The following is a 13,309-nucleotide window of genomic DNA, read 5'->3' on the forward strand; positions in this document are numbered from 1 at the left end:
AAGGGGCGGCTGGAGTAGCCCGGCCTCAGCAGTCGTTCACTCCGCCATCTGCAACTCCGGCAGCTTCATCCGGAACCCACGCGTAACGCCCATCAAACAAAGTAACCCTAACCCCATCCAGCCAAGACCAATCATGAACGACATGCTGGACAGGCTGGTCCAAAGCCAAATGGTGCTGAGGAAGCCCAGGGCCGGCACCAGACCGTAGATCAGGCAATTGCGCAGGCCGCGCATCTTCTGGTCGACGAGGTAATGCTTGATCACCGCCAGGTTCACCGCCGAGAACGCGAAGAGCGCGCCGAAGCTGATCATGTTGGCCACGGTATCCAGGGTGATGAACAGGGCAATCAGCGAGAACAGACTGACCAGCATGATCGCCGTGGCCGGCACCCGCTTCTTCGAGACCAGCCTGCCGAACACCCGCGGCAGCGCACCATCCCGCCCCATGGCGAACAGCACCCGGGAGACGCTGGCCTGGGAGACCATCGCCGAGGCAAAACACCCGGCCACGTAGGTGGCGGTAAAGGCGGTCACCAGCAGTTCACCCCCCACGCGGCGCATGACGTCCAGCGACGCCGAGTCCGGGTCGGCAAAGGTGTTCCATTGTGGATAGACCATTTGCGCGAAATACGAAACAAGGACAAACAGCAGGCCACCAAGCATGCTCACCACCATGATGGCGAGGGGGATGAGACGCCGCGGGTTTGGCGTCTCCTCGGCCATGGTCGACACGGCGTCGAAGCCGAGGAAGGAGAGACACAGGACCGCTGCGCCGGTCATGATCAGCGGAACGCTGAAGCCCTCGTGGTGGAAGGGTGCGAGCAACGAAACCGGCTCCGACTGATCCCCCAGGTTATGGATCGACAACGCCACGAACACGACGATGAAGACCAACTGGACAACCACGAGCAGCAAGTTGACCCGGGTGATGGATTCGATACCGATCAGGTTAAGGAAGGTCACCAGGGCAATGGAGCCAACCACCCACACCGCCGCGGGAACTGCGGGGAAGTATTCGGACATGTAGATGCCGATCAGCAGATAACTGAGCAGCGGCAGGAAGATATAGTCCAGCAACAAGGTCCAGCCGGCCATGAAGCCAAAGTAGCTACCGAAGGCCTTACGCGTATAGGAGTACACCGATCCCGAATACGGATGTGCCTGCACCATGCGTCCGTAGCTGTAGGCAGTCAGCAGCATGGCGGCAAGGGTCAGCAGGTAGGCGGTAGGCAAGTGGCCCTCGGTCATCTGGGTCACCAGGCCATAGGTGGTGAACACCGCCAGCGGGACCATGTACGCCAGGCCGAAGAGGACCAGAGCGGTAAGACCCAGGGATTGTCGAAACCTGCCAGGCGAAACCGATTCCGATGGGGAGTGATGGGAAGGAGTGTCGGCCACGCTTGTTATTGTATTCATTGCTGACTCCTGAAAATTTGAATGCAGGACGCTGCGGTATCCGAAGAACGGTTACCGTTAGTGAATGATCTGCTGAAGGGTGGGCTGCCCGATTTCCGACAGCCACTTGTTCAATCGATAGGCATACAGGGCGATGCAACGCTGTTGATCACCGCCCCGAGCATGCCTGGCCCACAGATGAGCTCAGAGCTTTCCCGCGATCCGTGCAGTGCGGTCTACCGCGATACGGGTCTTTTCAACCAGCTCGTCCAGCTCCGCGCGCGTTGCCACAAGTGCCGGCGCCATGATCATGCGGCCCAAGGTCGAACGAATGATCACACCCTCTTCAAAACCAAAGGTGCGGCACTGCCACGCCAGATCGTTTTCGTTGGTGAAGCGTTTGCGCGTAGCCTTGTCCTCAGCGAACTGCAAGGCCGCGACGAGGCCCGCGCCCTGGATCTCGCCGATCATCGGGTGGTTGCCAAACACTTCGCGCAGGATCCGCTGCAAGTACGGTCCGGTATCCTCCTTCACCTGGCGCACGATGCCTTCGTCACGCAACGCCTTGAGGTTGGCGAGCGCGACCGCGGCCGCGACCGGGTGTCCGGAATAGGTCAGGCCGTGGGCGAAGACGCCGCCCTGCTCCACCAGCGCATCGGCAATGCGCTTGCCCAGCACCAGGCCACCCATCGGCACGTAACCGGAAGTCAGGCCCTTGGCGATCGACAGGGTGTCCGGCTCGAAACCGAAATACTGGTGTGCGAACCACTCGCCCGTGCGACCAAAACCACCGATCACTTCATCGGCACACAGCAGCACATCGTATTGGCGGCAGATGCGCTGGATTTCCGGCCAGTAGCTCTCGGGCGGGAAAATCATGCCGCCAGCGCCCTGGAAAGGCTCGGCGATAAAGCCCGCGACATTTTCGGCACCCAGCTCAAGAATCTTCTCTTCCAGTTGCAGGGCACAGCGACGACCGAACTCGGCCGGGGTCAGCTCGCCGCCCTGGGCGTACCAGTAAGGCTCATCGATGTGCGCGACGTCTGGAATCGGGCCACCCATCTCGTGCATGAACTTCATCCCGCCCAGCGCAGTGGCTGCCAGGGTCGAACCGTGATAACCGTTCCAGCGGCCGATCATGATTTTCTTCTGTGGCTTGCCAACGACCTGCCAGTAACGGCGAACGGTACGGATCAGCACCTCGTTCGCTTCGGAGCCGGAGTTGGTGTAGATGACGTGGCTGTAGTGACCCGGCAGCAGGCTGAACAGCAGCTCCGACAGCTCGATCACCGCTGGATGTGTGGTGTGGAAGAACATGTTGTAGTACGGCAATTGGTCCATCTGCGCAGCCGCCGCGGCGGTCAGGTCCTTGCGACCGTAGCCGAGCTGTGTGCACCACAGGCCCGACATGCCGTCCAGGTAGCGCTTGTCATCGTTGTCCCAGAGATACAGTCTCTCGCCGCGTACCATCACTCGAGGGCCTTCGGCATTGAGCGCCTTCTGATCCACAAATGCATGGATATGGTGGGCGGCATCGGACTTCTGATAATCCTGAGTCTGCCGTTTCGGTTCGAAGGGTGCATTCATGGCTTTTTTCTCTTTTGTTGGTAGTCACGCGAGGGGGAGCAAGTCCGTTCAGCGGCTCTTGCTCATGTAGCTTTCAAGCGGGTCTTTGCTGAGCACGCCCTGAGCTTCGGCCAACGAATCGATGAACAGTGAGAACAATTCCGATTGCGTGCCGATGTCGAGCTTGCAGTAGACGTTTTTACGGTGAGACTTGATGGTGTCCTCCGACACCCCCAGGCGCTCGGCCAGGGAGCGGGTCGAATGGCCACGCAGGATCAGTTGCGCGATTCGACATTCGCGCTCGGTCAGGATCGACGAGCCGAAGTTATCCAGTGCCGAGTGGATGCGCTGCTCCAACAGGTTTTCGAAACGAGCGCCGCGCGTGTCCAGGCCGACAAAATGCTTTTTCAGCAAGGTCAGGACCCAGGGCGCAATGCGCTTGAACTGCTGCGTCGTGGCGGCGTCCAGTTTTTCCGTGAACGCCAGCGAGACAGCCAGGCTCAGCCCGGGAGACAACTGCAGGATGTAGTTCAACTCATCCTGAAGGTGCGAGTGCCGATAGAACGACTGGTAATACTCGCTGAGCTCGAAGTGGTCGGGAGCGACATCAGCAAGGTCGTAGCAACCGGAGCTAAAGCCCTCTACACAGGCACCGTAGAACGGGTCGAGCAGATAGAACCCGGACAGGTACTGGCGCACATTGCCTTGCGGCAGCCAGGGGCCGTCAAGTTCGAACAGCGCGCTGGGCATGCCGCCATGCGGATACTGGTACAGCGTCGTCGCCTGAATGGGCCAGATACAGCCCAGGGTTTCGAACAGCGTCGCGGTGAATCCCGGTTGACCGATACTCTCGGTCACCTTGGCCATCTGTTCGAACCATTGCGCAGAAACAAACCGATCGTTTTCCACTTCAAAGACTCGCCAAAAGAACGGTTGGGAACGACACGAGGTGACTGGTGCCGGGGTTGAAATGATGTTCCCACGCTCGGAAAACTGCCGATATCACCCGATAGGGTGAGTCGACCAAAGGGTGCCAAACGGCCGCCCCATATGCCCCACAAGCAGGAAAAGCACGCCACTCCAAGGAGTGCGTGCAGTCGGGTTTTCCCCTGCCACGCCTTGCGACGTGGCCTATGGAAGCGGTGTTAACGAAGCTGGAACCAGGTGGTTTTAAGTTGCGTGTACTTGTCGAATGAATGGAGGGAAAGATCGCGCCCGAAGCCGGACTGCTTGCCGCCGCCGAAAGGAATGGCGACATCCAGTGCATCCATGGTGTTGACCGAGACAGTCCCGGCCTTCAATGCCCGAGCCACACGATGAGCGCGGTTCAGGTCATCGCTCCAGACTGACGCGGCGAGACCATAGATGCTGTCGTTGGCCAACTCAATCGCCTCTTCTTCTGAGTCGAAGGCACTGATGGCCAGCACTGGACCGAAAATCTCCTCACGCGCCAGGCGCATGTTTCTATCCACGCCAGCGAAAATCGTCGGCTGGATGAAGTTCGAAGAGCCATTGATCGTCAGGCGCTCGCCGCCTGCCAGGAGTTTCGCGCCATCACCACGTGCTTGTTCGATCGCCTGCATGATGCGAGCGGCTTGCTCGCTATCCACGATCGCACCGGCTTTGCTTTCAGGGTCCAGCGGATCACCGGGCAGCCAGGCCCGAGCCTTGGTGATCAAGCGCTCGACGAATTCATCATGGATAGAACGTTGCACGTAGAGCCGGGAGTTGGCCGAGCAGACCTCGCCCTGGTTGAAGAAAATGCCGAACGCGGCTTTTTCCGCAGCCAGGTCCAGGTCCTGGCAGTCTTCGAAGACCAGGTTCGGGCTCTTGCCGCCGCACTCCAGCCAGACCTGCTTGAGGTTGGACTGCGCCGAGTACTGCATGAAATATTTACCGACCTGGGTCGAGCCGGTAAACACCAGGCAGTCCACATCAGGATGCAGGCCCAGGGCCTTGCCAGCGCTTTCACCCAGGCCGGGGACAACGTTCAACACCCCTTTCGGGATGCCGGCTTCGAGCGCCAGTTGACCCAGGCGCAAGGCTGAAAACGGCGATTGCTCGGCGGGCTTGAGGACCACGCTATTACCGGCGGCCAATGCCGGAGCGAGCTTCCAGGCCGCCATGTCCAGCGGGAAGTTCCATGGCACCACGGCGGCGACCACTCCCAGTGCCTCGCGAGTAATGGTGGCGAGGGCATTGCGCGCGGTGGGCGCGACCTGATCGTAGAGCTTGTCCAGGGCTTCACCGTACCAGGCGAACACACTGGCCGCGCCAGGCACATCGATGTTGTAGGCATCCATGACCGGCTTGCCCATGCTCAGCGAGTCAAGCAATGCCAGCTCCTCGCGGTTGGCCAGGAGCAGTTCGGAAAGCCTGATCAGGATCTTCTTGCGCTCCACCGGAGCCATGTGAGCCCACGTTCCCTCTTCGAACGCCTGGCGAGCCGAACGTACCGCAAGATTCACTTCATCCTCGCCGCATGCCGCGACACAGGCCAGCCGCTGATTGGTCGCCGGATTGATCACCTCGAAAGTCGCCCCCGAGGCGCACGCGACCGGCTGCCCTGCGATCAAGGCATTTTCAATGAATGTTTGGTGGGCAGCCCGCTGCTGCCAGTAGTTGAGATCGAGCACACGCTACTCCCATGCCAACCGCCGATACGGTCAGTTTTTATTGGTTTCGCAGGATGGTGCTCTACTCTCGCGGCGAGGAAAAATAGTAAAAATGTGCTCGGTTCCCAAGAAAAAACTGGGTAGCGACGAGGTTCTGGAGCAGCAGGCAAGATTTCTTTTTTATGCTCGGGATCTAACAAATCTACCGCCTTTGAAATTCCTACGTCTACCTGGCACTCCCTCCTACCAGTTGTAAAAGGCAACAAGGGCAATATCAGCAGCATCCGCTAACACATCCCCCAGGTGTTTGTTCTGCAAACCATCCATCGCGCGTTTGCACACCGCAAACTCTAGCGCGCGGTGCTCCGCAAACAGCTGTGGAGCCAGCTGTTTGCGGATGTGAGAGTTGAGGAATTCGCCACACGCCTTACGACACGGCTAACTGTCACTCCAGTGAAATACCAGGTTGCGCGCAGCCCCCGAGCCAACATCCGCGGTATCACGTCGCTCCTGACCAGCACGCGATGCAACGACCGTGTACTTGCCAGGCGGCAGCTGAACGTAAACCAGCGGACCTGCCTCAGTCAGGGTCAACACACTTTTCCCCTGCGCGTTTTGAATGGCGACATTGACATCCGGAATGTATTCATTACCTACACCGACGGAGAATGTCATATGCAGGTTGTAACCCTTGGTTTGCTGGATGGCTTTCGCCTCATCTTCACCGATACCACCGGACAGGTAGGCAATTCCGTTTTGTTCCTGGCGTTGGACCTGCACACCCGAAGTGTCGACCGGTTCGAGGCTGGCGGCCTGTCCGATGACCGGAAACATCGACATGCCGATAGCGACAACAAAGGGCAGGAACAGTGTCTGAACATACTTCATGATGACGCCTCCCGGGCTCCGCGGAACCCTTTCGTTACCTAATTTTGATTTCCGGCGCGGTCGTCATGTTTTAGAACGATTTGTACTTGAATGCGCTACGAAACGTACTACAAGGATCGCTCCGATGACCTCACCTACCATCAGCCCGATCGTGCCGACGTAGCTGGCATTTCCTTCGCGCTTCTCAGTTGCGTCCTGCATCACTGACAGCCCACTCTTGCCATCCTCTTCTGCCTGTTAAACCTGCCGCGGAAGACTTCATGAGCGCCCTCGAACCCCATCACACACAAGATCCACAAATCACCTCACTGGTTGGCCATCTTGGTGAGTTAATCCGGCAGGCGCGACATAAGCTACTGCGAGCAGTCGATACCGCCCAGGTGCAAACCTACTGGAACATCGGACGACATATAGTGGAGTTTGAACAAGAGGGCTCCCGGCGCGCGGTATACGGCAAGCAGTTGCTGGCAACGCTTGCGAAGGTGCTGACAGTGGAGTTCGGGAAGGGTTTTGACGAAACCAACTTGCGAAAGATGCGCCTGTTCTATCAGGCGTTTCCAATTCGAGACGCACTGCGTCTCGAATTGAGCTGGACGCACTACCGCAGGCTTCTACGCGTGGACAATGAGAAGGCGCGCAAGTGGTACATGGACGAAGCAGCTGGCCAAAACTGGTCGAGCCGCAGTCTTGAGCGCCAGATCAATACGCTCTACTACGAACGTCTCCTGATGAGTCGTGACAAGTTTGCAGTCATGGCAGAGGCCGCCACCAACATTGATCCAATGAGCAACGATCCCCGGAATTTCATCCGGGATCCCGTGATGCTGGAGTTTCTTGGCCTACCCAATACCGGAATCGTCTTGGAAACCAGACTTGAGCAGGCCCTGATCGAGCAACTCCAGGGTTTTCTGCTTGAGCTGGGTAAGGGGTTTGCTTTCATTGCCCGCCAACAACGCATCAGCACCGAAGGTCGAGACTTCTACATCGATCTGGTGTTTTACAATTACCTGCTCAAATGCTTTGTTATTTTCGATCTCAAGCGCGGAGAATTGACACATCAGGATGTGGGCCAGATGGACATGTATGTGCGCATGTATGACGATATCAAACGAAGCGAGGAAGACGGCCCAACTGTCGGCATTATTCTCTGCGCGCAAAAAAACGAGTCTGTAGTGCGCTATTCGGTCCTCCAGGGCAATGAGCAACTCTTCGCCAGCAAATACAAGTTGGTACTACCGAGCGAGGATGAGCTGCGAGCGGAACTGGATCGGGAACGAGCAAGGCTCGAAGAGCGCCTTTTCGACCAGATGCCTGAGTAAAGCGGCTCGATTGTTCAGGCGCGACATGAGGACTATCTTAGGCAGCTACCCGCAAAGGTCCGACGCCAATGAATTTGCAGGACGCCCCCTCACTCGCCCCGACTCAAATCGAGCTGCCACTGACGCCTGGCACTTCGGGCGAACCGTTCAAGCAAGCTGCCGCCGACGGTTTCATCCTCGGCGGCTTCACCTGGCGGCATGCGCGGCAGGACACTTCCCGGGCAGTGGTCATCATCAACGCTGCCACCTCGGTCCGCTGCCGACACTACTCGCGTTTCGCCGATTACCTGTTTGCCAACGGCTTCGATGTCATCACCTACGACTACCGCGGCATTGGCGAATCACGGCCAGCGTCTATGAAAGGACTGAAAGCGACCTGGTCCGACTGGGGCGCCCTGGACTTCGAGGCGATGCTCAAGCGCGTACAGCGTGACTTTCCCGGCCAGTCGATCGACGTGGTCGGTCACAGCTTTGGAGGCTGCGCAGCGGGCTTGGGTGCATCCGGCCAGCTCATTCGCCACCTGGTAACGGTCGGCGCGCAATTCGCTTACTGGCGCGACTATGCACCCGCTCACCGCTGGCGGATGTTTGCCAAGTGGCACGTGGTAATGCCGGTGGTGACGAGGCTGTGCGGATATTTTCCCGGCAAACGCCTCGGCTGGCTGGAAGACACCCCGGCCGGTGTAGTCCAAGACTGGAGCACGCCCACCGCTCGTTACGAAAAGCGCCCCAGCGGCCAGGACAGCCATGTCAGGAACTTCGCTGCGGTCACCGCGAAAACCCTGGCGATCAGCATCAGCGACGATCCCTACGGCACAATCCCCGCCATCGAACGCCTGCTCCGCTACTTCACTGGCAGCACAAACACCCACCTGCGCATAACCCCCGAAGACATCGGCGAACAAGAAGTTGGACATTTCGCCTTTTTTCGCAGCGCATACCAAGCCACACTATGGCCCATCGCACTGTCCTGGCTGCAAAACGGCGAGCTGGCCCCCGGTACACCCGGGCAAACAGTGCCACGCAACTGAGCCACCAGCCCTTTTCAACGAAATACGGAACGACGCCCATGGCCTCCGCCAACAAGCAGCACAAACGCGCCTCCCGCGCCAAGGCCAAGGCCAAGCAGAACCGCACCCAGCGGGCTGCCGCGCCGGTCGAGCTCGACCCGAACGACGACCGCATCGATTTCGAATCGGTGGACCTGACCGAATTGTTCAAGAAAATGATCGCCGCCGAGAAGATCAGCCAGCAAGCCATGTGCGCGGCCTTCCTCGAAGACCCGTTGCTGGAACTGGTGTACGAGCAGGAAGGCGAAGAAGGCGCGATGGACTTTATCCTCGCCGCACTGATTGAATATCGCCAATGGTCGGCCGAAACCGACGAAGCGGGCGCCCTGGCGTGGATCGAATCACCAGCCTTCCAGGCTGACTACGTGGCGGCGTCCGACGCCATCGCGGCACAAACCCAACAGAAACCGAACTGAGTTCCCATGGCCTCCCTGAACAAGCAACAGAAACGCGCAAAACGCGCAAAAGCCAAAGCCAAGCAAATCAATATCCACGGCAGAAAACCCGCCGCGCTGGACGATGACCTTGGCGAAATCGGCGAGCCGATCCCGGACTACACCCTGGCAATGTTCAGCAAAATGCGCGATGCCGAAGCCATCAGCCGCAAGGAAATGCTTGCCGTGCTGCTGACGAATCTCGCCTTCATCATCATCGACCACCCAGAACTGCTGGACATGGAAAACGCCGATGACGAAGGCATGGCCGCCACTCACCTGGCCGCCGATATGCTGATCGACTACCGCATGTGGGCCGACGGCATGGACCGCGACGCCGCCCAGGCATGGCTGAGCGAGCCACAGTTCATCGCCGATTTCAGCGCAGCACTGGATGTCTACCGCGAGTCGCTGGAAACGCCGAAAGAAAAAGCCGAGTAACGGTTACGCCTGAAACAAAAACGGCCGCTTGTCATCACTGACAGCGGCCGTTTTGCGTTACGCGGTATGAATCAGTTCAACACCACCGCGCCACCTTTTTCCAGCTTGCGACGGCGAGCCACCAGCAAACCAGCAGCCACCACCAGCACGCTGAGCAGGCCAGTCGCGAGGATTTCCACACGATGAGCTTCCTGGAACAGCATGATGGTCAGGGCACCGACGATGAAAATGATCACCGCGTAGGTCAGGCCCGGGAACAACCACATGCTGAACACGATTTTCTCGCCGCGAGCCATACGCTGCTTGCGCATGCGCAGTTGCGAGATCGCGATCACCAGGTATACCAGCAGCGCAATGGCGCCGGAGCTGGCCAACAGGAACTCGAACACCGCAGCCGGGGCCACGTAGTTGGCGAAGGTTGCCAGGAACGCAGCACCAGTGGACAGCATCACCGCCCAGTAAGGGGTGCCGCTTTTGTTGGTGCGAGTAGACATGGCCGGCGCATCGCCGCGCTTGCCCAGGGAGAAGAGCATGCGCGACGAGGTGTACAGCGCCGAGTTCAGGCAGCTTGTCACGGCGACCAGTACGACGATGTCGACAATCATCTTGGCGTTAGGAATGCCCATGCGCTCAAGCACGGTCTGGTAGGAGCCCAGGCTCGCCAGCACCGGATCGTTCCAAGGCACCAGGGCCACGACGATGAAAATGGATACGAGGTAGAACAAGCCGATCCGCCAGATCACAGAGTTGGTGGCCTTGGAGATTTGCTTGCCAGGGTTCTTCGATTCCGCAGCCGCAATGGTCACGATCTCGGTGCCCATGAAGGAGAACATGGTGGTCAGGATGGCGCCCAACACCGCGCCCATGCCGTTTGGCAGGAAGCCCTGGGTGTCGAACAGATGGGAAACGCCGCTGACCTGGCTGCCCGGGAGGAAGCCGAAAATGGCCATGACGCCCAGAACGATGAAGCCGATGATGGCCAACACTTTGATCAGGGCAAACCAGAACTCGAACTCACCGTAGTTCTTCACGCTGAACAGGTTGGTCACGGTCAACAGCATCGTGATGACCAAGGCAAAGGCCCAGATATCCACACCTGGGAACCAGGCGTGCAGGATGGTTGCGGCGGCGTTGGCTTCCAACGGAATCACCAGGACCCAGAACCACCAGTACAGCCAGCCGATGGTGAAACCGGCCCAGTGACCAATCGCGCGATCGGCGTATGTCGAGAAGGAGCCCGTGTCCGGCGAGGCAACAGCCATTTCACCGAGCATGCGCATCACCAGCACTACCAGCATGCCGGCGGCGGCGTAAGCCAGAAGCACGGCCGGGCCTGCTGCAGCGATGGCGTGGCCCGAGCCAACGAACAGGCCGGCGCCGATAACCCCGGCGATCGAAAGCATGGTGACATGCCGCGGTTTGAGCCCCTGTTCGAGGCCGTTAGAGCTTTGGATACTGCTCATTGAAACTACCTTTGTAAGGAAAAGCGAATGCATGCATCCCGCTTGTGTTCCTTCTTGTAAAAAGAAACAAACGGGGCGTTCCGGAATCTGCACGCAATAATTGCGCCAAAATGTTTCAAAGCCGTCTAGCTCGGGAATTTCATCCTGACCGGACAGTCATCGCAAGCCATTGATATTAATGGCACTTTGCCAAAGCGTTACCCTGCGACTCACTTTAGGAGCAATCCAGCGCACCGGAAACACACGTAGAAATTCCTCGATGCACGATAAAAGGGCAGATCCGGCACCTTTGGCCCTTTAGCGCTTCCAACCCCCCGCCAAAGCTGGCAACATCGCGCCCTTTTTTACGCGACAGCCACCGCGCTTTTGTCTGAAAGCAGGGTTCAAACGGCTGTTCGGTTGTTGATGGGGCGACAGTCTGCTGTACCGATGCGACAACCTGCCACATACCACCCGTTTACTGCCCGTAGCGCTGTTGGCTGCCCTTGAAACGCTATGCTAGCTTGGCCGCCTCGCCAGGAAGGCCACCAACAGCAGGAGCGAATACACAATGAGGAACGCACATGGCTGAGGCCACGCCCGCGCTTGAAATCCGCAACTTGCACAAACGCTACGGCTCGCTGGAGGTACTCAAGGGTATCTCGCTGACCGCCCGCGACGGCGACGTGATCTCGATCCTCGGCTCCTCCGGTTCCGGCAAGTCCACGTTCCTGCGTTGCATCAACCTGCTGGAAAACCCACACCAGGGTCAGATCCTGGTGGCCGGCGAGGAACTCAAGCTCAAGGCCGCGAAGAACGGCGAACTGGTCGCTGCCGACGGCAAGCAGATCAACCGACTGCGCAGCGAAATAGGTTTTGTATTTCAAAACTTTAACCTGTGGCCGCACATGAGCGTGCTCGACAACATCATCGAGGCCCCGCGCCGCGTACTTGGCCAGAGCAAGGCCGAAGCCATCGAAGTCGCCGAAGCCCTGCTGGCCAAGGTCGGCATCGCCGACAAGCGCCACGCCTACCCGGCGCAATTGTCCGGCGGCCAGCAACAACGTGCGGCCATCGCCCGCACCCTGGCCATGCAGCCCAAGGTCATCCTGTTCGACGAGCCCACTTCCGCGCTTGACCCGGAAATGGTCCAGGAAGTACTTAATGTCATCCGCGCACTGGCCGAAGAAGGCCGCACCATGCTGCTGGTCACCCATGAGATGGGCTTTGCCCGTCAGGTCTCCAGCGAAGTGGTGTTCCTCCACCAGGGCCTGGTAGAAGAGCAAGGATCGCCACAGCAGGTGTTTGAAAACCCGCTTTCGGCGCGCTGCAAACAATTCATGTCCAGCAACCGCTAACGGAGCTAACCGCATGCGCAATTACAAGAAGGTCTTCCTGGCCGCCGCCGTTACCCTGGCGTTCAGCGCCGGTGCCATGGCCGAAACCCTGAAGATGGGCATCGAAGCGGCCTACCCGCCGTTCAACAATAAAGATGCCAGTGGCAATGTCGTCGGCTTCGACAAGGAAATCGGCGACGCCCTGTGCGCCAAGATGAAAGTCGAGTGCACCGTCGTGACCTCCGACTGGGACGGCATCATCCCCGCCCTGAACGCCAAGAAGTTCGACTTCCTGATCTCCTCGATGTCGATCACCGACGAGCGCAAGCAAGCGGTGGACTTCACCGACCCGTACTACTCCAACAAGCTGCAGTTCATCGCCAAGAAAGACGTCGACTTCAAGACCGACAAGGCTTCCCTGCAGGGCAAAGTGATCGGCGCGCAGCGCGCGACGCTGGCGGGTACCTGGCTGGAAGACAACATGGAAGGCGTTGAAGTCAAACTCTACGACACCCAGGAAAACGCTTACCTGGACCTGACTTCCGGTCGCCTTGACGGCATCCTGGCCGACAAATACGTCAACTACGAGTGGCTCAAGAGCGACGCAGGCAAGTCCTACGAGTTCAAAGGCGACCCAGTGGAAGAAAGCGACAAGATCGGTATCGCCGTTCGCAAGAACGACCCTATCCGCGAGAAGCTGAACACTGCGCTCAAGGAAATCGTTGCCGACGGCACCTACAAGAAGATCAACGACAAGTACTTCCCGTTCAGCATCTATTGATCCTGACCTGCCTGACCGGCG

At 58.7% G+C, this 13,309-nt stretch carries 12 protein-coding genes; 6 read left to right on the forward strand and 6 right to left on the reverse strand.

All coding sequences use genetic code 11. The features are described from left to right. Positions 1–36: 36 nt before the first annotated feature. From AC3WWR_RS03075 to AC3WWR_RS03095, 5 genes are all read right to left on the reverse strand, one after another. Positions 37–1,416: an APC family permease gene (locus AC3WWR_RS03075; protein WP_492598445.1), complete on the reverse strand. Its 1,380-nt coding sequence runs from the start codon at positions 1,414–1,416 to the stop codon at positions 37–39. Positions 1,417–1,599: 183 nt separating this feature from the next. Then, positions 1,600–2,982, reverse strand: a complete 1,383-nt coding sequence (locus AC3WWR_RS03080; protein WP_020795744.1) for an aspartate aminotransferase family protein — start codon at positions 2,980–2,982, stop codon at positions 1,600–1,602. A gap of 48 nt (positions 2,983–3,030) precedes the next feature. After that, positions 3,031–3,828 carry a helix-turn-helix transcriptional regulator gene (locus tag AC3WWR_RS03085; RefSeq protein ID WP_050511579.1) on the reverse strand — a complete coding sequence of 266 codons (798 nt, stop codon included), beginning with the start codon at positions 3,826–3,828 and terminating at the stop codon, positions 3,031–3,033. A 278-nt stretch (positions 3,829–4,106) separates the two neighbouring features. Then, positions 4,107–5,597 carry an aldehyde dehydrogenase gene (locus AC3WWR_RS03090; RefSeq protein ID WP_033041034.1) on the reverse strand — a complete coding sequence of 497 codons (1,491 nt, stop codon included), beginning with the start codon at positions 5,595–5,597 and terminating at the stop codon, positions 4,107–4,109. A 417-nt stretch (positions 5,598–6,014) separates the two neighbouring features. Next, complete coding sequence (locus tag AC3WWR_RS03095; RefSeq protein ID WP_020795747.1) at positions 6,015–6,464, reverse strand: hypothetical protein; 450 nt, start codon at positions 6,462–6,464, stop codon at positions 6,015–6,017. Between the two features lie 260 nt (positions 6,465–6,724). Between AC3WWR_RS03095 and AC3WWR_RS03100 the strand changes: the two genes are divergently transcribed. From AC3WWR_RS03100 to AC3WWR_RS03115, 4 genes are all read left to right on the forward strand, one after another. Beyond that, positions 6,725–7,783, forward strand: a complete 1,059-nt coding sequence (locus AC3WWR_RS03100; protein WP_020795748.1) for a PDDEXK nuclease domain-containing protein — start codon at positions 6,725–6,727, stop codon at positions 7,781–7,783. Positions 7,784–7,851: 68 nt separating this feature from the next. Beyond that, the gene (locus AC3WWR_RS03105) at positions 7,852–8,814 is read left to right on the forward strand and encodes an alpha/beta hydrolase family protein (protein ID WP_492598446.1); all 963 of its coding nucleotides are present in this window, start codon (positions 7,852–7,854) and stop codon (positions 8,812–8,814) included. Positions 8,815–8,852: 38 nt separating this feature from the next. Beyond that, positions 8,853–9,269 carry a hypothetical protein gene (locus AC3WWR_RS03110; protein WP_151143847.1) on the forward strand — a complete coding sequence of 139 codons (417 nt, stop codon included), beginning with the start codon at positions 8,853–8,855 and terminating at the stop codon, positions 9,267–9,269. A 6-nt stretch (positions 9,270–9,275) separates the two neighbouring features. Further along, a complete protein-coding gene (locus AC3WWR_RS03115; protein WP_033038931.1) occupies positions 9,276–9,728 on the forward strand; it encodes a hypothetical protein in 453 nt (150 codons plus the stop codon). Between the two features lie 71 nt (positions 9,729–9,799). On the opposite strand, the gene gabP is transcribed toward AC3WWR_RS03115, so the two are convergent. Further along, positions 9,800–11,191 carry a GABA permease gene (gabP, locus tag AC3WWR_RS03120; protein WP_020795752.1) on the reverse strand — a complete coding sequence of 464 codons (1,392 nt, stop codon included), beginning with the start codon at positions 11,189–11,191 and terminating at the stop codon, positions 9,800–9,802. Positions 11,192–11,754: 563 nt separating this feature from the next. On the opposite strand from gabP, the gene AC3WWR_RS03125 reads away from it, so the two are divergent. Both AC3WWR_RS03125 and AC3WWR_RS03130 read left to right on the forward strand, forming a co-directional pair. Then, the gene (locus AC3WWR_RS03125; RefSeq protein WP_007972784.1) at positions 11,755–12,528 is read left to right on the forward strand and encodes an ABC transporter ATP-binding protein; all 774 of its coding nucleotides are present in this window, start codon (positions 11,755–11,757) and stop codon (positions 12,526–12,528) included. A 13-nt stretch (positions 12,529–12,541) separates the two neighbouring features. Continuing rightward, the gene (locus AC3WWR_RS03130; RefSeq protein ID WP_020795753.1) at positions 12,542–13,288 is read left to right on the forward strand and encodes an ABC transporter substrate-binding protein; all 747 of its coding nucleotides are present in this window, start codon (positions 12,542–12,544) and stop codon (positions 13,286–13,288) included. The last annotated feature ends 21 nt before the right edge of the window (positions 13,289–13,309 follow it).

The organism is Pseudomonas sp. EB271-G4-1, assembly GCF_058791355.1.